Below are 17,986 nucleotides of genomic sequence, written 5' to 3'. Positions count from 1 at the left end.
CTTGTCCGTCGCGGCGCCCACTGGTGTGACGTTTCCGGAGATATCGGATGAGGCGCGTCGTCGTTACCGGCCTCGGCATGGTGACGCCGCTCGGATGCGGTGTCGAGATCACCTGGCAGCGTCTGCTTGCCGGACAGAGCGGGGCCCGTCGCGTCGAGAGCTTCGATGTCTCCGACCTTCCGGCCAAGATTGCCTGTCAGCTACCCCGCGGCGATGGCTCCGACGGCACGTTCAATGCCGATCAGTGGATGGAGCCGAAAGAGCAGCGCAAGGTCGATGATTTCATCGTCTATGCGATGGCGGCGGCACGTCAGGCTCTGGATGATGCCGACTGGCATCCCGCTTCCTATGAAGACCAGTGCGCCACGGGCGTGATGATCGGCTCCGGTATTGGCGGGCTTCAGGGCATCGCCGAGACCGCGCTGCTGATGCAGGAACGTGGCCCGCGCCGCGTCTCCCCCTTCTTCATTCCCGGCCGCCTCATCAATCTCGCAGGCGGCTATGTCTCTATCGAGCACGGCCTCAAGGGCCCGAATCACGCCGTCGTCACCGCCTGCTCCACCGGTGCGCATGCCATTGGCGATGCGTCCCGCTTGGTTGCCTTCGGCGATGCCGATGTAATGGTGGCGGGAGGCACCGAATCCTCGATCAATCGCCTCGGTCTGGCCGGCTTCGCCGCCTGTCGTGCGCTGTCCACCAGCTATAACGACACGCCCGAGAAGGCCTCGCGCCCCTATGACAAGGACCGCGACGGCTTCGTCATGGGTGAAGGCGCCGGCGTTGTCGTGGTCGAGGCGCTCGATCACGCGCTAGCGCGCGGCGCCAGGATTTACGGCGAAATCGTCGGCTACGGCCTGTCGGGCGACGCCTACCACATCACTGCGCCGTCCGAGGACGGCGACGGGGCGTTCCGCTGCATGACTGCGGCGCTGAAGCGTGCGGGGATCACCGCCGCCGAGATCGACTACATCAACGCTCATGGCACTTCGACCATGGCAGACGAGATCGAGCTCGGCGCGGTCCAGCGCCTGCTGGGTAATAACGCCGCCAAGGTGTCGATGTCGTCGACCAAGTCGGCCATCGGTCATCTGCTCGGCGCGGCGGGCGCAGTGGAGGCGATTTTCTCCCTGCTCGCCATCCGCGACCAGATCGCCCCGGCGACGATCAATCTCGACAATCCCTCGATCGACACACCGATCGACCTTGTGCCGCACACGCCGCGCAAGCGTGAGATCGAGTATGCGCTGTCGAACTCTTTCGGCTTCGGCGGCACCAACGCGTCCGTCGTGTTCAAGCGCTACGCGAACTGAGCGAGACCGGCAAACGGCGGGAGAGCGACGCCCTGGAGTGGTCGCTTTCCCGCTTTCGCCATTTTTCCGGGTAGTCTGCCAGTGCGTTGCGCTGCCCGCGAACGCGAGGCGAGGCATCCGATGACCGATCCGACTTCTCCGACGCCTAACGGCGCTGCCGCTCCCACGCCCCCCGGCAAGGAGCGCGACCGGCATCGGGCGTCGCGTCGTGCGAATCATCCGCTCGTCGTCGCCGGCAGCATGGTGTTCACCCTGCTCATTGTCGCCATCGTCCTTGGCGGCGGCGCGCTGTGGATCGGCAAGACGCGCTACTACGCGCCCGGTCCGCTGGCCCAAGAGAAGGCGGTCATCATCCCCAATGACTATGGCTTGATGGACATTGCCGATCTCCTGCTCAAGCAGGGGGTGATCGACGACAAATGGGTTTTCGTCGGTGCGGCTGCAGGCACGCGCGCCTCCAGTAAGCTCAAGGCTGGCGAATATGCCTTCGCCGCCGGCTCCTCCATCCAGCAGGTGCTGAACACCATCGTCTCGGGCAAGGTGATCGAATATGTCGTCACCATCCCCGAAGGCCTGACCAGCGACCAGATCGTGGAGCGGGTGCTGGCGGTGGAGGAACTGTCCGGCAGCGTGCGTCAGGTGCCGCGTGAGGGCAGCCTGATGCCGGATACCTACAAGATCACGCGCGGTACGTCGCGCGAGGACCTGCTGCGCCGTATGGCGCGCACGCAGGATGCCGCACTGAAGGAAATCTGGGACAAGCGCGACCCCGACCTTCCGCTGAAATCGCCGCAGGAACTGGTGATCCTCGCCTCCATCGTGGAGAAGGAAACCGGTGTCCCCGAGGAGCGGGCGGAGGTGGCGTCCGTCTTCATCAACCGGCTGAACAAGAAGATGCGGCTGCAGTCGGACCCGACAATCATCTATGGTCTGGTGCGCGGCAAAGGCCGGCTGGAGCGGCCGCTGACCCGTACCGACATCACCACGCCGACCCCGTTCAACACCTATACGATTCCCGCTCTGCCGCCGGGGCCGATTGGCAATCCCGGACGCGCCTCGCTGGAGGCCACCGCCCGTCCCGCCACGAGCGACAATCTCTATTTCGTCGCCGACGGTACCGGCGGACACGCCTTCGCCCCGACGCTCGACCAGCACAACAAGAACGTCGCGCGCTGGCGGCAGATCGAGCGCGAGCGCAAGGTCGACCCGGCGGCGCAGCCGGCCGGCACGTCGGGTACGACGGGCGCCACTCCCGTCGACTGAGCCCGCGAGGAGCCTTTGCCGGCTTGAGGCCGGGAGCGCCCGCCGTTATGGTCCGCCCGCCGTCTGGGGACGGGGCAGGGGGGGGGAAGGCATGACGCTGGCCAGCATGACGGGGTTCGCACGCGCGCAGGGCACCAGCGGTGCCTGGAGCTGGGCCTGGGAGCTCAAATCCGTCAACGGCAAGGGCCTCGACGTTCGGCTGCGGCTTCCTGGCGGCTGGGAGGGGCTGGAGAACGGCCTGCGGCAGAGCGCGGCGCGTGTCCTCGCGCGCGGGAATGTCAATGCCAATCTCTCGCTCACGCGCACCGACCCCGAGGTCAGCGTGCGCGTCAATGAGGCCGTGTTGCGCAGCATCGCACAGTCGGTGCGACGCGTGGCCGAGGATCTTGGCGCGCCCCCTGTTCAGCTGGAAAGCCTCATCAGTTTGAAAGGCGTGCTTGAAATCAGCGAGGCACAAGAAAGCGACGACGCGCGGGCGGCGCTGGAGACGGCCATCATTGCCGGCTTCGAGCAGGCGCTGGCGGATCTTGCTGCCATGCGGGTGCAGGAAGGCGCAGCGCTGGCGATCGTGCTGGGCGATCGTCTCGACGCGATTGCCAGGCTCACGGCCGCCGCCGAGGCCAATCCGGCTCGGCGGCCGGAGGCCATCCGTGCGAAGCTGGCCGACCAGATCCGCGTGCTGATGGATACGGGTGCCAATTTCGACCCTGACCGCCTGCACCAGGAGGCGCTGATGATCGCCTCCAAGGTGGACGTGCGCGAGGAGCTAGACCGGCTTGTGACCCATGTGGCGGCGGCGCGCGCCATGCTTGGAGAAGGTGGCGCGATCGGCCGCCGGCTCGATTTCCTCGCGCAGGAATTCAACCGCGAAACCAATACGCTCTGCTCCAAAGCCAATGACGTCTCGCTGACGGCTATCGGGCTGGAGTTGAAGGGCGTGGTCGAACAGTTCCGCGAACAGGTTCAGAACATCGAGTGAGGGACAGGGTGAGCGACACCAACGAGAATGCCGCGACCCCAGGCGCCGCGATTGGCGGGCGGCGGGGGCTGATGCTTATCCTTTCCTCCCCCTCCGGGGCTGGAAAGTCGACGCTGGCCCGCCTGCTTCTGGAACAGAATCCCGACATCTATCTCTCCGTGTCGGTGACGACGCGGGGGCGGCGGCCGAGCGAGGTCGAGGGTGTGCATTACCACTTCCTCACCCGCGAGCGCTTCGAGCGGCTGCGGGATGCCGGTGACCTCCTGGAATGGGCGGAGGTGCACGGAAATTTCTACGGCACGCCGCGTGAACCGGTGGAAGCCGCGCTGTCCGCCGGACGGGATGTGCTGTTCGATATCGACTATCAGGGCGCCGAGCAGCTCTATGAGAAGATGCGCCAGGATATTGTCGGCGTGTTCATCCTGCCCCCCTCGGCGGCCGAGCTAAAGACCCGGCTTGAGCGGCGCGCCGAGGATGCCTCCGGTGTGATCGAGAAGCGGCTGCGCAACGCGCGTACCGAGATCGCGCATTGGCGCGATTACAATTATGTGCTGGTGAATGCCGATTTGAATTCGACCTTCGCCAATCTGCGCAACATCCTGCTCGCCGAGCGTCTGCGGCGTGAACGCCAGCCGGGCCTTGAGCCCGTGATCGAGCGGCTGGACCGCGAACTCGCCGAACTGGTGGACTAGCAGCGGAAAAGCGCGGGTCGCCGCGCTCACTCCCTTCCGGCGTGCCGCATCGCTACCCAGGCGTTGGCAAGGGCGACAAAGCCCTCCACCGTCACCCGCTCGGCCCGTTCCGTCGGGGCGATGCCGGCAGCCTCCAGAAGAGCGCCAGTGTCCACGCCCAGGCCCTTGAGGCTCTGCCGCAGCATCTTCCGGCGCTGGCCGAAGCCGGCCTCGGTGACGCGCTCCAGCGCGTTCAGCGCACAGGGCAGGGGGGCCTTGCGCGGCACAATATGCACCACGGAGGACGTGACCTTCGGCGGTGGCACGAAGGCGGACGGCGGCACGTCGAAAGCGATATGCGCCTGTGCCCGCCAACCGGTCAGCACGGCGAGGCGGCCATAATGATCGTCACCCGGCGCCGCGACGATGCGCTCGGCGACCTCGCGCTGGAACATCAGCGTCAGGCTGTCATACCAGGGCGGCCAGGGATCGGCCGACAGCCAGCCGACAAGCAGCGGCGTTCCAACATTATAGGGCAGGTTGGCGATGATGACGGCGCGCTCCCCCGGGGAGAGGAGGGCGCGATAGTCGGCCTCCAGCGCGTCGCCCTCAATCACGTCCAGCCGGCCGGGATAGTGCGCCGCGACCGCGCCCAGTGCTGCCACGCAACGTGTATCGCGCTCGATGGCGATCACGCGCCGCGCGCCCAACGCCAGGATCGCCCGGGTCAGGCCGCCCGGACCGGGGCCGACCTCGATCACAGTCAAATCCTCGAGGCGGCCAGCGGTACGGGCGATCTTCGAGGTGAGATTGAGATCGAGCAGAAAGTTCTGCCCCAATGACTTCAGCGCCGAGAGCCCGTGCTCCCGGATGACGTCACGCAGCGGCGGCAGATTGTCGATGCTCATTGTCTCGCCTCAGCGCTCTGTCCGAGCCGCGTCGCGCGCGCTGAGCCGGTCCGCCAGACGCAGGGCCTCGATCAGGCTGGACGGGTCGGCCCGACCCGTCCCCGCAAGAGTGAAGGCCGTGCCATGGTCGGGCGAGGTGCGCACGAAGGGCAGGCCCAGGGTCACATTGACCGCGCGATCAAAGGCCAGCGCCTTGGCCGGCGCCAGCACCTGGTCGTGATAGGCGCCAATGGCGGCGTCATAGGTGGCGCGAGCGGCCGCATGAAACAGCGTGTCTGCCGGAAGCGGACCGCGGGCGTCGATTCCCTCCTGCCGCAACGCCTCGACCGCCGGACGGGTAACCTCCTCATCCTCGCGCCCCAGCGTGCCTTCTTCGCCGGCATGCGGATTGAGCCCGCAAATGGCGAGGCGAGGCGCCTCGATGCCGAAGCGGTGCCTGAGATCATGGGCGGTGATGCGGGCGGTCTCGATGATCAATTCGCGCGTCAGCAGGCGCGGCACATCGGCGAGCGGTACATGGATCGTGGCGGGAATGACGGCGAGTTCCGGCGACCAGATCATCATGACGGGGCGCGGGGCCGGTGTGCCGGCGAGATGAGCGAGATATTCGGTATGGCCGGGAAAGGCGAAGCCGTCGGCGTAAAGCACCGCCTTCGAGATTGGATTGGTCACCACCGCCGTTGCACGTCCCGCCTTCACCAGGGCCACGGCGTCATCGATCGCCGCGCGGGCAGACGGCGCACTGGTCTCATCCGGATGGCCCGGCGCGGCGGTGACGGCCGGCCCCGCGCTCACGAGCGGAAGCGCATTCGGAAAGAGGGCAGCGGCCTCTTCCGGGGCGCATTCGCGGACCGGCACGTCGAGGCCGAGAATTGCGGCCCGTCGGCGCAGCACCGCCGCATCGCCGATGGCGAAGAACGCCGGCAGGGCGCGTTCCTGGCGCGTCAGCCAGGCCACGAGGGTAATGTCGGGCCCAATGCCGGCCGGCTCGCCCAGAGTGAGCGCCAGAGCGGGCGGGGGTGTCATGCGCCGCTCAGCGGTACTGGATCATGGCGGATTTGCGCGCCTCGTCGAGGAGCTTGCGCGACACCGCTTCAAACTGCTTGTTCTCCAGGTCGGCGCGGACCTCGCGCTTCTGCGCGCTTTCACCGACCACTTCGCGTCGGTTGCAGATGGCGATCATCTCGATGCCGGCGCGGGTCACTTCCGGAGCGGTCAATTGGCCGACCGGCGTCTCGTCCATGATCTTGCGCACCGGCGCGCTCATATCGGCCGAGGTGCGGATGACGGGATCGCGGACGACGGTCTCGCGCATGCCGCGCGCGGTCTGGACGCCGGCCTCGCAATCGGTGAACTGCTTGCGCAGGGTGTTGGCTTCCGCCATGCGCTGCGAACGTTCGCCGGGGCTGGCCGTGCGTCCGACCACAAGCACGATCTGGCGCACGGTGTATTCCGTGGTGCGCTGGGCACGGGTCAGGTCCTCACCCTTCGATTGAAGCGCCGCGAACACGTCCGAATCCCGGATGGTTGCGACCGACGAGAAGCGACCGCGCACATAGTTGTTCCAGACATAGTCAGCGCGCATCTTGTTCTTGAGCATGCCGGCGTCGAGGCCGGACTGCGCCAAGGCCTGGGTCAGTTGCTCGGGCGTACGCCCGCTGCGGCTGCCCATGCGGGCGAACATCTTGTCGACTTCGTCCTGGTCCGCCGTGACGCCGAAGCGCTCGGCGGTGACGATCTTGAGGCGCTCGTCGATCAGGTCTTCAAGCGCCTGCTTCTGCGTCAGCGTCTGCCGCTCGGTGAGCTGGGCGAGCTTGATGCGCTGGGCGACATCGAAGCTGGTGATCGGCTGGCCTTGCACGAGCACCAGTATCTGCTGGGCCTGCGCGGGCGCCGGAACGAGCGGTGAGCAAACGACGAGCGCGCAGCCGAAAAGGAGCGCGCGAACGAACGGGCCCACGACCCGATGACGACTGGCATGCCAGCCATCCCGTATCAATGACCCTGCCCGCATTTTCTCTCCATCCTGACGATCACACCGGCGTTCGGCACATTCGGCCGAACGCTCACCCGCTGTTCTTGTCGGCGGATGTGGCGTCAATGCGACCCCGCCGCTCAATTGCTGCTGCTGTTCGAACCGACATTGGTAGAGATGCCCGCTTCACCCAGGGTTTTCAACGTGAAGGTGAGGAGCACCGTGTCCACGCGCTGCCGGTTTCCGCTCTCCGTGTAGTCGGAGCGATAGCTGAGCGCGATGCCGAAGCACTCATCGATATAGGAGATGCCGAACAGGGTGAAGTCGATCTCGTCGAGATTGAGATTGTAGCGGGCGGCCGCCTGCAGGCTCCAATTGTCGTTCAGCTTCAGGGTTCCCGTACCGAGGATGCCCTCGCGTTCCTCGTAATAGCCGAGCAGCGGCTGGGCGGTGTACAGGCCGTAAAGGGCGGAAACCGTCAGCTTCTTGTTGATGACGGCCCGACCTTCGACTTCGTAACGTTCGACCGACCAGTCGGTATTGTTGAAACGGAACCGATTGACGAGCGAGAAGCTATCCGTCGGCTGGTAATAAAGCCGCGCCACATAGTCGGAGGCATCGTCCTCAAGGCCGGATTCCGCACCCGTATTCGCCATATCGTAATTGGCGTAGGAGTTGGTGCCGAACAGCTGGTAGGACTGCCCGAACAGAGCATTGATCTGGCCGCCGTCGTTGAAGTTGGCGGTGTACTGGATGCCGACATTGGCCCGGCCACCGCCTTCGACGCGGTCATAGCCGGAATATTTGTTGATCTCGAACAGGTTGGTATCGTCGAAGATCAGGCTCTGGGCATCTTCGTTCGGCAGCTGGCCGATATGGGTTTCATCCGGGCGGACGATGACCTGAGCGATTGGCTCGATGGTCTGCGTGCCCCAGCTCTGCACAGCGATGAAGGGGTAGCGGTATTCGAGGCCGACGGCGGGCATGGCACGCACCAGCTGCGTGTCGCCACCGGTGCCGAGCCAGGGCTCGTCTTCGGTCTGGGCCTGCACCGAGGCGACATCGAGCTGCATGTTGAAGAACGGCGTCCAGGTCTGGCCGGCCTGATCGATGAAGGTGCGGCGCCAGTCGACCACGCCGGACAGGCGGCTGTAGCTGCCGACCATGCCGCGCATCAGGCACGCATCACGAACGTTTGCGCCTGCCGCCGCAACACGGGTGAGGTCGCACTGATTGGTCGGGCCGTCAAACAGCGTCGGGTTCAACGGCGCATAGGCGGCCGAGGTGGCGCGCAGGTCAATCTGATCGCGCGTCAGGCTGGTGAAGTTCACGTCATAGCTGAACTGCCCGCCGAAGATCGATTCGCCCAGTGTCTTGCTGTAGTCGAGCACCGGGTGGATGACCGGCTGCTGAGCCTCGACGTCATAAGAGGTCAGGCCCGTGAAATACATCGCCCGGAGGTCGAAATAGGACCGGTCGCCCTGGCCGACGAGGTAGATCTGCGAGGTGACCTCGCGCGTCTGCGCGCTGATGAGGTTGTAGTCCTGGAGGAAGGTCTGGTCTGACATCAGCCAGCCGTCCCAACCCCAGTACCAATTCTCATTGATGTTAAAGCGGCCGTGCGTCTCGAGCACGCCGCGCTGGTCGCGATCGCCGGGCTGACCGTTGAACGCGTCCTTGTCCAGCTGGTCGATGCCCGCAGCGCGGATGCTGTAGGTTCCGGTCTCCAGCCGGTGCCGGAACTCGGCGTCGAGCAGCACGCCCTGCTTGGAGACGAAGAGCGGCGAGAACGTCACGTCCATATTGGGCGCGATGTTCCAGAAATAGGGAACGGTCACGCCGTAACCGATCTCGGACGTGTTCACAAACTGCGGAATCAAGAAGCCGGACTTGCGCTTCACCGTCGGGTCGGGCGCCTCGAGATAGGGAGCCCACGCGATCGGGATGCCCAGGAATTCGAGCCGGGCGTCCTCGAAATAGATCGTCTGCTCTTTTTCCTTATGGATGATCTTCGCCGCCTTCACCTGCCACATGGGCGGCTTCTGCGGGTTCTCCTTACAGGGTTCGCACGGCGTGTAGGCGCCGCTCGTCAGGATCGTGGTGTCCCCATTCTCGCGGTCGGCGCGGGAGGCGACGAAATGCATGTCCTTCGGCGAATCGATCCGCAGAGAATTGACGAAGCCGTCGCTGAAATCCTGGGACAGATCGAGATTGTCGGCCGCAATGACCGTGCCGTCCTTGTCCTTCAGGCGGACGCCGCCTTCCGCACGCAGCCGGTTGGCGTTGCGGTCATAGACGACGCGTCGCGCTTCCAGCACGGCGCCGTCGTAATAAATCTGGACGTTGCCGTCAGCGATCACCTCGTTGCGGGTGTTGTCGTAGACGAGCTGGTCCGCCGTCACCAGCATCTTGGCGTTGGGGTCGGTCTGGCGCGTGACAAAGCCGCCCGCGAGGCCTACCGGCTGCGCGGCGGACGGCTGGGGTGATGTTTGGGCCGCCGTAGGCTGGGCAGCCGTCATCTGGGCAAGCGCAGGCGACGCTGGGCCGAGGGCGGCCAACGCAATGGAGCCGAACACAAACGCGCAGGCAGACTGACGCAGGCGACGTTTCAGTCGCGGGATCGCCGAATCTGCCTGGCCGGCTAGCACAGTGCCGACCTTCATCCGTCCTCCCGGTGAAGCAGGATGAGAATACCCATCAATGCCCCTACGACCGCTGGAAACCACGCTGCGATAATGGGATGCACAATCCCGGCCTCACCGAGATCCTCGGCGAGCTTGGTGAAAACATAAAGCAGAAAGCCGGCGGCGACGCCACCGAGAATCGTCTGGCCGATGCCGCCGAACCGGAACACGCGCAGGCTGACCGAAGCCGCAATCAGCACCATCGCTAGCAACAGCGCGGGTCTGGCGAGGAGGCTTTGATACTGCAGCCGGTAGCGTTCAGCCCCAAATCCCACCCGCGTTGCCGCATCGATGGCGGCCGGGAGATCCCAGAACGGGACGGTCTCGCTCTGCAGCGATTCCTGAACCTGGTTCGGGGTGAGATTGGTGGCCAGCATGTAGACGTCGTACTCCTGCAAACCTATTGCCGGAGTTAATACGTGCGCATTTTCCAGCCGCCACGCGCCGGTATCAAGGATAGCGCGGCGGGCTTCGATGCGCTCCAGGAGCTTGTCCTTGTCGTCAAACAGGAAAACGTTGACGCCGGTCAGTTCGCGCCCGCCATCGCTGGTCGCGGCCGCCTGGATGATAGCCTGCCCGTCGACGCTCTGCTGGCGCAGCCAGAAGCCGCTGCGACCGGCCGAGAAGAGACCGGTCTGGCGGTTGAAAATCTCCGCCTCCAAACGGCTCGCGCGCTCCTTGAAGACGGCGGACATCGGATTGTAGACCGTTGTGGAAAACGTGCCGAGCGCCACCGCGATGAGTGCCGCCGGGGCGATGAACTGCCAGGCGGAAATGCCGGCCGCGCGCGCCACGACCAGTTCCAGCCGACGTGACAATGTGAGGAAGGTGCCTATCGCGCCGAACAGAACGGCGAAGGGCAGCAGCTGCTCGGTGAAGAACGGCATGCGGTAGAACACCAGCAGCAGCAGCGTGCCGAAGTCGACATCGCGCTCGCCCACGCGGCGGGAGAGTTCGAGCAGGTCGATGAGCATGATCAGGCTGGCGCAGCCAAGGAAGATGCCCATCACCGCCGAGATGAACCGGCGCCCGAAATAGAATCCCAGCGTGGGGCCGATCATGCCGCCGCTCCGCTGCCGGTGGTGTTGTTGCGATGACGCATCGGCGGCTCAGTTCACGGTAGCGCGTGCGACACGCTGGGCAAGACGGTCGATCCGGATGCGAATCGCTTCCGGCATCCGCGGCTTGAAACGGCCGCTCAGCGAGGCCATCGCTCCAAGGATGAACAGGATGGGCACGAGATAGACGACCGGGATCAGGGCCGGCTCGCTGCGAACCTGGTTGATCAATCCGAAGCTCGTCACCTGCAGGAAGATGATGAACGGCGCGGTGCCCGCCAGTGCGAGACCGCGTCCCTCGCGCGTCGTGCGCGGTTCTGCAAGGGCGGCGCAGGCAATGGCGAAGAAGGCCAGCACGTAAAACGGCAGCGAGAGCCTGCGGTGCAATTCTTCGGTGAAGCGGCCCGTGCCCTCGAGCCGGACGACGATGTCCTTGGGGTCCGGGTTCCAGAGGTCGGCGAACGGTCTCTCCGGTGCCCGATAGATCGTGGTCTCTCCGCTCGTGGTGAAAGGCGAGAGATCGAAGGCATAGCGCTGGAATTCGACGACATTGCTGTCGGGTTTTCCGGGCGTGCGCCGGTGGATGGCACCGTCTTCAAGCACGAGGAACGTGCCTTCAGCCGAGTCGATCACCTGTCCGCGTTCGGCGAGATAGGTGTTCACCTGCTTGGGATCACGCGCGTCATTGATGAAGATGCCGCCCAGCACGCCATTGGCGTTGCGCTCGCGCACATGGAACACCATGCCTTGGGACAGGGTGGTGAAGCGGCCGGGCTGGGCGATGAAGGCGACCACATCCGCGCGCACGCGGGTGATCTCATAGCGGAACTGGCGCATTGCCGCCGGAACGAGTTCCATCGACAACGCCGCACATCCCGCCGCCACCAGCAGCGCCAGAATCACCAGCGGACGCAGGAATCGCCAGGTCGAGATGCCGGCCGCGCTCGCCACCACGATTTCGGAATCGCTGTTCATGCGGAAGAGCGTCTGCGCGACCGCCATGAACAGCGCCGCCGGCGCCAGGCCGAGAATAAGAGCGGGGAGCGCGAGGGCGGTGATGAGGATGAAGGCAAGGATCGTCTGGCCCTGCGTCGTCATGATGTCGAGTTCACGCAGGGCCTGCGTCACCCAGATCATGGCGGTCAGCACGAGCAGCGTCCCGAGAAACGCGGTCACGGCCGATCGGAACACATAGCGGTCCAGGCGGTTCATCCAGCGGCTATCCTGATCCCTGTCGACGACTGCCCGCTGCCCCGGCGTGGCCATGCTTGAACACGATGCATAATTGCCCGGGCCTTCCGGCGCAAATCGGGCGGAGCCGCGTCCCCCGCACGGCCCGTTTGAGGCTCGTGCCCTGTCGCTCATTCGGCTAAAGAGAAACGAACCGAGCCGCGACAAATCAAGGTGCCCCGATGCCCGACCATGTGAAGATCAGTTTTGCCAAGCTCCCGGCCCGTCTGGAGGGGCTTGTCGTCGTTCTCGCCGCCGAGCCCGTGGAAGGAGACGCGCCAGCCTTGGCGGGGTCAGTCGAAGCGCTGCTTGCTCCCGCTTCCGCCCAGCTGGCGAGCGCGATGCAGGCCGAGCGCTTCACCGGCAAGTCCGGCAAGCAGATTGATCTGCTGGCGCCGGCAGGTCTCGACGCTTCACGCCTTCTCGTCATGGGTGTCGGCAAGCCCGCCGACCTCAAGGCGTTCGACTGGCTGAAGCTGGGCGGGGCCATCATGGGCCGCCTGCCGGCTGGGGCGAAGGATGTGAGCGTCATCCTCGCGCTGCCGGGTGGCGAAGTGCCGGGCGATGCGGCGGCCGAACTCGCGCTTGGCCTGCGCCTGCGCGCCTATGCCTTCGACCGCTACAAGACGAAGAAGAAGCCGGACGAGGCGACCGCGAAGCCGAAAGTGACTCTTTATATAACGGACGATTCCGCCGCGAAGCGCGCCTGGAAGAAGCGCGAGGGCATCGGTGAGGGGGTGGTGATCGCCCGCGATCTGGTGAACGAGCCTGCCAATGTGCTCACCCCGACCGAATTCGCCAAGCGCGCGGGCGACCTCGCCAAGGTGGGCGTAGATGTCGAGGTGCTGGGCGAGAAGGATCTGAAGAAGCTCGGCATGGGCGCGTTGCTCGGCGTCGGCCAGGGGTCGGGCGAGGAAAGCCGCGTCGTGGTGATGCGGTGGAACGGCGGCAAGGCGGATGAGGCGCCGGTGGCCTTCGTCGGCAAGGGCGTGGTCTTTGACACCGGTGGCATTTCCATCAAGCAGGCCGCTGGCATGGAGGACATGAAGGGCGATATGGCGGGTGCCGCCTGTGTCGTCGGCCTGATGCATGCGCTGGCCAGCCGCAAGGCCAAGGCCAATGTGGTCGGCCTTATCGGCCTCGTTGAGAACATGCCCGACGGCAAGGCACAGCGGCCGGGCGATATCGTTACCTCCATGTCGGGCCAGACCATCGAAATCATCAACACCGATGCCGAAGGCCGGCTCGTTCTGGGTGATGTGCTCTGGTACGCCAAGGAGCGGTTCAAGCCTCAATTCATGGTGGACCTCGCCACGCTCACCGGTGCCATCATCGTCGCGCTCGGCACCGAACATGCGGGCCTGTTCTCCAACAACGACACGCTTGCCGAGCGACTCACGGATTCGGGGCTGACGACGGGCGAGAAGGTGTGGCGCCTGCCGCTTTCTGCCGACTACGACAAGCTGATCGATTCGAAGTTCGCCGATATGAAGAACACGGGCGGGCGGTTCGGCGGCTCGATCACCGCCGCTCAGTTCATCCAGCGCTTTGTCGGCGACGTGCCGTGGGCACATCTCGACATCGCCGGCACGGCCATGTCCTCGCCCGCCACCGAGTTCAACCGGAGCTGGGGCTCGGGCTGGGGCGTGCGCCTGCTCGACGATCTGGTGGCCCGTCACTACGAATCGTGATCCGCACTGAGAAAATGCGGCCGGGCAGGCGGGGGAGGGGACATTGAGCGACGTGTTCTTCTATCACCTGCAGAACCGGCCGCTCGACGCCGCCTTGCCCCAGCTTCTGGAGAAGTGCCTGGAGCGGGGGTGGCGCTGCGCGGTGCAGGCGACCTCCACCGAGCGTATCGAGGCGCTGGATGCGCTGCTGTGGACCTATGACGACGCCGCCTTCCTGCCGCATGGCACCGACCGCCAGGGCGAACCGGCCCGGCAGCCCATCCTGCTCACCACGGACGAATCGAATCTCAACTGCGCCGTGGTGCGCTTTCTCATTGATGGCGCGGTGATTCCCGACACGGGGCGCTATCAGCGGGTGATCCATCTCTTTGACGGCAACGATTCCGACGCCGTCGAACCTGTCCGCCAGGCGTGGCGCGCGGCGAAGGCCGAAGGTCACGAGGTTACCTACTGGCAGCAGGACGAGAACGGGCGTTGGCAGCGCCGCTGATTGCGGCCCACGGGTGGCGCCCGTCGCCACATTCTGCAGCGCCCAATGGCGACGAACTCTGTCGCGTGCCGGTTAACCCCTGATTTACCAAGGCTTTTGACGGGCTTTCGGGCGGTCTCGCGGCCGCTTGGTGGGGCGTGAGAATTGTGTCTCGACAGCAACACATCGTGGCGGAATAGGCGCCGAGGGCCCTTTGGTACCACTTTGGCTTTGCACCGCCCGGTGGTTTCGAACAGTATCGCTGTGGGTGCCGCGCCGTGCGGCGGGTCCTGACAATCGAAAACCCAACATTGGTCCAATTTGGGGGAGAATGAAATTGAAGACGGTCATTAAGAATGTGCTGCTCGGCTCGGTTGCCGGGCTTGCGATGGTCGGGACTGCTGCGGCGGCCGATCTGCCTGTGAAGGCGAAGGCTGCGGAATATGTGAAGATCTGCTCCACCTACGGCGCGGGCTTCTATTACATCCCCGGCACCGATACCTGCCTGAAGGTCGGCGGCTACGTGACGGCCGACACCTACTACACCAAGGTCGAGCGCACCATCACCGCCGGTCAGATCGGCGAAGGCGGCATTCGCTACAAGGGCGATCCGGACGGCCAGTTCGACTTCTACAGCCGCGCCGCTGTTCAGCTCGACGCCCGCACCCAGACCGAATACGGCACCCTCCGTTCCTACATCGAGGGTCGTTTCGAGCAGGGTCAGTCCTACGGCTACGGTCAGTCCTCGGACGGCACCACCGGTGTGTTCTCGGACGGCACGCGTAACCGCGCTGTTCTGAAGTACGCCTACATCCAGTTCGCGGGCTTCACCTTCGGTCAGGCCACCTCGGCCTTCGACTTCTGGGCTGGCGACGGCTGGTACGGCATCCGTCCGGGTAACTTCTACTCGGATCAGTCGCTCAACGTGGTCCAGTACACCGCTGACTTCGGCAACGGCTTCTCGGCGACCATCGCTATCGAAGACGGCAATGCCCGTGAAGACGACTACTCCTTCGGCGATCAGACCCCGTTTGGTGGTAGCTTCACGTCCGACGGCCAGCAGGTTCCGGATATCGTCGCGAACATCGCCTATGAAGGCACCTGGGGCGCGTTCAAGATCTCGGGCGCCTATCATGACCTGAGCGACACCTACTTCAACAATCAGCCTCTCGTGTTCGGGCAGGATAGCGCTGGTTGGGCCGCTCTCGCTGGCGTGCGCTTCGACTTCGCTGAGACCACCACTCTGTACGTCGAGGGCGCCTATGCCCAGGGCGCTCCGGGCTACCTCGGCCTCGCCGGCACCATCCCGGTTGTTGACTACTTCGGTGAAGGCGTCGCCGGCTGGTACGTTGGCGGTTCGCTGAGCCACTACTGGACCCCCACTGTGTTCACCACTGTGGTCGGCAGCTACACCGCGACCGACAACTACAAGGTTGACGCGGTCAACAGCGTCGACTTCACCGGCTACAACGTCGGCGTGAACATCGGCTGGAAGCCGGTCAAGGGTCTCACCCTCGTCCTGCAGTACGACTACCTGTCGGCTGAATACAACGGTGGTTCGGCTCTGGCCGGCACCTACGTCACCGACACCACCGAGCAGAACCGCGTCACCTTCTCGGCGAAGCGTTCTTTCTGATCCTTTCCAGGATCGGTTCTACGGAAAGCCCCGGCCTTGTGCCGGGGCTTTTTGCTTTTGGACATCGTGCGATGCGGTTGTCACGGCTATCGGTCGGCGGGCGATTCTGTAACGCGCATGCGGCATCTCGCCGTGCGAGGGGCCTCCCACGGCGTTTACTTGTGTCTCAGAAAATGAAAGTCCGCTTCAGCCCGGCATTCCGGCTTCGTGCGCGGCGTTGGAGCTAGGAGGCCATGGCCTCGTCGAGCGCGGCCGAGGCGTCGAGCCAGTCTTCTTCCGCCTTCGCCAGCGTTTCCGCCGCCGCGCTGCGCTCACGCGCCAGACGCTGCGCCTCCAGCGGCGCACGCGTATACAGCGTGTCGTCGGCGAGCTTGGCGTCGAGCGCGCTGAGGCTGCGCTCCAGCTTCACGATCGCAGCTTCGAGATCCTTGATCCGCTTGCGCAGAGGCGCCGTCTCGCTGCGCCGATCCGCCGCCTGCCGCCGTTCATCGGCGCGGCTGCCTGACGCCTCCTTGCGCGACGCGGAGGCGGTTCGGCCGACGACGAGCCGCTGATATTCGTCGAGATCGCCGTCATAGGGACGCACCGTCCCCTCCGCCACCAGCCACAAACGCTCGGCGGAGGCGTCGAGGAGGGTGCGGTCGTGACTGATGAGGATGACGGCGCCGGGAAAATCGTTGATCGCCTCGATCAGCGCCTGCCGCGCCGCGATGTCGAGATGGTTGGTCGGCTCGTCCAGAATCAGCAGATGCGGACCGTGAAAAGCGGCGAGGCCGAGCAGCAGCCGCGCCTTCTCACCGCCCGACAGCGCCGCGATGATCGTATTGGCCGTCGCGCCGGAAAAGCCCATTTCCGCCGCGCGCGAGCGCACCTTGGCTTCCGGCGCCTCCGGCATCAGCCGGCGCACATGGTCGTAGACCGTCTCATTGGCGACCAGCTCGTCGAGCTGGTGCTGGGCGAGATAGGCGATGTCGAGCCCAGCCGCGCGCACGATGCTGCCGCCCAGTGGGGCCAGCCGGCCGGAAATCAGCTTGGCGAAGGTGGACTTACCGTTTCCGTTCGGCCCGAGCAGGGCGATGCGGTCGTCATGGTCGATGCGCAGCGTGAGGTTGCGCAGCACCGGCTTGCCCGGCGTATAGCCGGCCGAGACGCCATCCAACGTGAGGATAGGCGGGGAGGGAATGCGCTCGGGATGGCGGATGGAAATCGCCGCTGCCTGTTCGCTCGCGGCCTCGGCGATTGGTGCCATGCGGGCCAGCGCCTTCAGCCGCGATTGCGCCTGCTTCGCCTTGGTCGCCTTGGCGCGGAAGCGCTCGACAAAGGCTTCCATATGCTTGCGCTTGGCTTCCTGCTTGGCCCGTGCCTTCTGGTCGACCACCTGTTTCTCGGCGCGCTGGCGCTCGAAGGAATCATACCCGCCGCGCCAGAGGGTTAGCTTGCCCTGGTCGAGATGCAGGATGAAGCCAACCGACTGGTTGAGCAGTTCGCGGTCATGGCTGACGATGAGCACGGTGCGGGGGTAGCGGGACAGGAAGTCCTGCAGCCACAGCGTGCCTTCAAGGTCGAGATAGTTGGTCGGCTCGTCCAGCAGCAGCAGGTCCGGCTCGGCGAAGAGCAGGGCGGCCAGCGCCACCCGCATGCGCCAGCCGCCGGAAAACTCCGAACAGGCGCGCTGCTGGGCGGCATCATCGAAGCCGAGGCCGGCGAGAATGCGGGCAGCGCGTGCCGGTGCGGCGTGCGCGTCGATGTCGACAAGGCGCAGCTCGATCTCGGCGATCCGGGTGGGGTCGCTGGTCTTCTCGCGCTCCGTCAACAGCTTGGCGCGTTCCGTGTCCGCCGCCAGCACCACGTCGATCAGCTTCTCCGGCCCGGCCGGGGCCTCCTGCGCCACCTGGCCGATGCGCGCAGCGGCGGGGATGCGGATGTCTCCGCTTTCCAGCTCCAATTCGCCGGTTATGGCGCGGAAAAGTGTGGTTTTGCCGGTGCCGTTGCGGCCGACGAGGCCGATCCGCGCGCCTTCCGGCAGCGCCACCGAGGCGTGGTCGATCAGGAGCCGGCCGGCGATGCGGAGCGAGATATCGTCGAGAATGATCATGCCCGTCTTGTGCCGCG

Annotated in this window: 14 protein-coding genes; 7 read left to right on the top strand and 7 right to left on the bottom strand. The window is 65.3% G+C overall.

What is annotated here, in order from left to right:
• Positions 1 to 47: 47 nt before the first annotated feature.
• The 4 genes from fabF (at position 48) to gmk (ending at position 4,244) form a co-directional block, all read left to right on the top strand.
• Positions 48 to 1,310 carry a beta-ketoacyl-ACP synthase II gene (gene fabF, locus ACP2AH_RS03225; RefSeq protein WP_425104467.1) on the top strand — a complete coding sequence of 421 codons (1,263 nt, stop codon included), beginning with the start codon at positions 48 to 50 and terminating at the stop codon, positions 1,308 to 1,310.
• 120 nt (positions 1,311 to 1,430) lie between these two features.
• Positions 1,431 to 2,573, top strand: a complete 1,143-nt coding sequence (mltG, locus tag ACP2AH_RS03220; RefSeq protein ID WP_425104466.1) for an endolytic transglycosylase MltG — start codon at positions 1,431 to 1,433, stop codon at positions 2,571 to 2,573.
• A gap of 91 nt (positions 2,574 to 2,664) precedes the next feature.
• Entirely contained in the window at positions 2,665 to 3,552 is an 888-nt protein-coding gene (locus ACP2AH_RS03215; protein ID WP_244377288.1) for a YicC/YloC family endoribonuclease, read from the top strand.
• Between the two features lie 71 nt (positions 3,553 to 3,623).
• Positions 3,624 to 4,244, top strand: a complete 621-nt coding sequence (gmk, locus tag ACP2AH_RS03210) for a guanylate kinase (RefSeq protein ID WP_425104720.1) — start codon at positions 3,624 to 3,626, stop codon at positions 4,242 to 4,244.
• A 26-nt stretch (positions 4,245 to 4,270) separates the two neighbouring features.
• Here the strand turns inward: gmk and rsmA are convergent, their stop codons facing one another.
• From rsmA to lptF, 6 genes are all read right to left on the bottom strand, one after another.
• Complete coding sequence (gene rsmA / locus ACP2AH_RS03205) at positions 4,271 to 5,131, bottom strand: 16S rRNA (adenine(1518)-N(6)/adenine(1519)-N(6))-dimethyltransferase RsmA (protein WP_425104465.1); 861 nt, start codon at positions 5,129 to 5,131, stop codon at positions 4,271 to 4,273.
• Positions 5,132 to 5,140: 9 nt separating this feature from the next.
• Entirely contained in the window at positions 5,141 to 6,157 is a 1,017-nt protein-coding gene (gene pdxA, locus ACP2AH_RS03200) for a 4-hydroxythreonine-4-phosphate dehydrogenase PdxA (RefSeq protein ID WP_425104464.1), read from the bottom strand.
• Positions 6,158 to 6,164: 7 nt separating this feature from the next.
• Positions 6,165 to 7,145, bottom strand: coding sequence for a peptidylprolyl isomerase (locus tag ACP2AH_RS03195; RefSeq protein WP_425104463.1), 981 nt, complete (start codon positions 7,143 to 7,145; stop codon positions 6,165 to 6,167).
• A gap of 101 nt (positions 7,146 to 7,246) precedes the next feature.
• Positions 7,247 to 9,832 (bottom strand): LPS-assembly protein LptD, encoded by a 2,586-nt coding sequence (locus tag ACP2AH_RS03190; protein ID WP_425104462.1) that lies wholly within the window; start codon positions 9,830 to 9,832, stop codon positions 7,247 to 7,249.
• The gene (gene lptG / locus ACP2AH_RS03185; RefSeq protein ID WP_425104461.1) at positions 9,766 to 10,851 is read right to left on the bottom strand and encodes an LPS export ABC transporter permease LptG; all 1,086 of its coding nucleotides are present in this window, start codon (positions 10,849 to 10,851) and stop codon (positions 9,766 to 9,768) included. Before lptG ends, ACP2AH_RS03190 begins: the two co-directional genes overlap by 67 nt.
• Positions 10,852 to 10,899: 48 nt before the next feature.
• Complete coding sequence (gene lptF / locus ACP2AH_RS03180) at positions 10,900 to 12,246, bottom strand: LPS export ABC transporter permease LptF (protein ID WP_425104460.1); 1,347 nt, start codon at positions 12,244 to 12,246, stop codon at positions 10,900 to 10,902.
• 14 nt (positions 12,247 to 12,260) lie between these two features.
• Here lptF and ACP2AH_RS03175 point away from each other — a divergent pair, with 14 nt between their 5' ends.
• From ACP2AH_RS03175 to ACP2AH_RS03165, 3 genes are all read left to right on the top strand, one after another.
• A complete protein-coding gene (locus ACP2AH_RS03175) occupies positions 12,261 to 13,769 on the top strand; it encodes a leucyl aminopeptidase (RefSeq protein ID WP_425104459.1) in 1,509 nt (502 codons plus the stop codon).
• Positions 13,770 to 13,812: 43 nt separating this feature from the next.
• Complete coding sequence (locus ACP2AH_RS03170) at positions 13,813 to 14,259, top strand: DNA polymerase III subunit chi (RefSeq protein ID WP_425104458.1); 447 nt, start codon at positions 13,813 to 13,815, stop codon at positions 14,257 to 14,259.
• Between the two features lie 310 nt (positions 14,260 to 14,569).
• Positions 14,570 to 15,874: a porin gene (locus tag ACP2AH_RS03165; RefSeq protein ID WP_425104457.1), complete on the top strand. Its 1,305-nt coding sequence runs from the start codon at positions 14,570 to 14,572 to the stop codon at positions 15,872 to 15,874.
• A 223-nt stretch (positions 15,875 to 16,097) separates the two neighbouring features.
• Here the strand turns inward: ACP2AH_RS03165 and ACP2AH_RS03160 are convergent, their stop codons facing one another.
• Positions 16,098 to 17,969 (bottom strand): ABC-F family ATP-binding cassette domain-containing protein, encoded by a 1,872-nt coding sequence (locus ACP2AH_RS03160; protein WP_425104456.1) that lies wholly within the window; start codon positions 17,967 to 17,969, stop codon positions 16,098 to 16,100.
• Positions 17,970 to 17,986: the final 17 nt, after the last annotated feature.

Source organism: Ancylobacter sp., from assembly GCF_965249975.1.
Taxonomy (GTDB): Bacteria; Pseudomonadota; Alphaproteobacteria; order Rhizobiales; family Xanthobacteraceae; genus Ancylobacter.
The sequence above is the reverse complement of the archived record's forward strand: the minus strand, read 5'-3'. Positions and strand labels throughout refer to the sequence as shown.

Bases quoted from the DNA above. Each gene is read 5' to 3' on its own strand.
- fabF (WP_425104467.1), top strand. From the start codon at position 48: ATGAGGCGCGTCGTCGTTACCGGCCTCGGCATGGTGACGCCGCTCGGA.
- mltG (WP_425104466.1), top strand. From the start codon at position 1,431: ATGACCGATCCGACTTCTCCGACGCCTAACGGCGCTGCCGCTCCCACG.
- ACP2AH_RS03215 (WP_244377288.1), top strand. From the start codon at position 2,665: ATGACGCTGGCCAGCATGACGGGGTTCGCACGCGCGCAGGGCACCAGC.
- gmk (WP_425104720.1), top strand. From the start codon at position 3,624: ATGCTTATCCTTTCCTCCCCCTCCGGGGCTGGAAAGTCGACGCTGGCC.
- rsmA (WP_425104465.1), bottom strand. From the start codon at position 5,131: ATGAGCATCGACAATCTGCCGCCGCTGCGTGACGTCATCCGGGAGCAC.
- pdxA (WP_425104464.1), bottom strand. From the start codon at position 6,157: ATGACACCCCCGCCCGCTCTGGCGCTCACTCTGGGCGAGCCGGCCGGC.
- ACP2AH_RS03195 (WP_425104463.1), bottom strand. From the start codon at position 7,145: ATGCGGGCAGGGTCATTGATACGGGATGGCTGGCATGCCAGTCGTCAT.
- lptG (WP_425104461.1), bottom strand. From the start codon at position 10,851: ATGATCGGCCCCACGCTGGGATTCTATTTCGGGCGCCGGTTCATCTCG.
- ACP2AH_RS03175 (WP_425104459.1), top strand. From the start codon at position 12,261: ATGCCCGACCATGTGAAGATCAGTTTTGCCAAGCTCCCGGCCCGTCTG.
- ACP2AH_RS03165 (WP_425104457.1), top strand. From the start codon at position 14,570: ATGAAATTGAAGACGGTCATTAAGAATGTGCTGCTCGGCTCGGTTGCC.
- ACP2AH_RS03160 (WP_425104456.1), bottom strand. From the start codon at position 17,969: ATGATCATTCTCGACGATATCTCGCTCCGCATCGCCGGCCGGCTCCTG.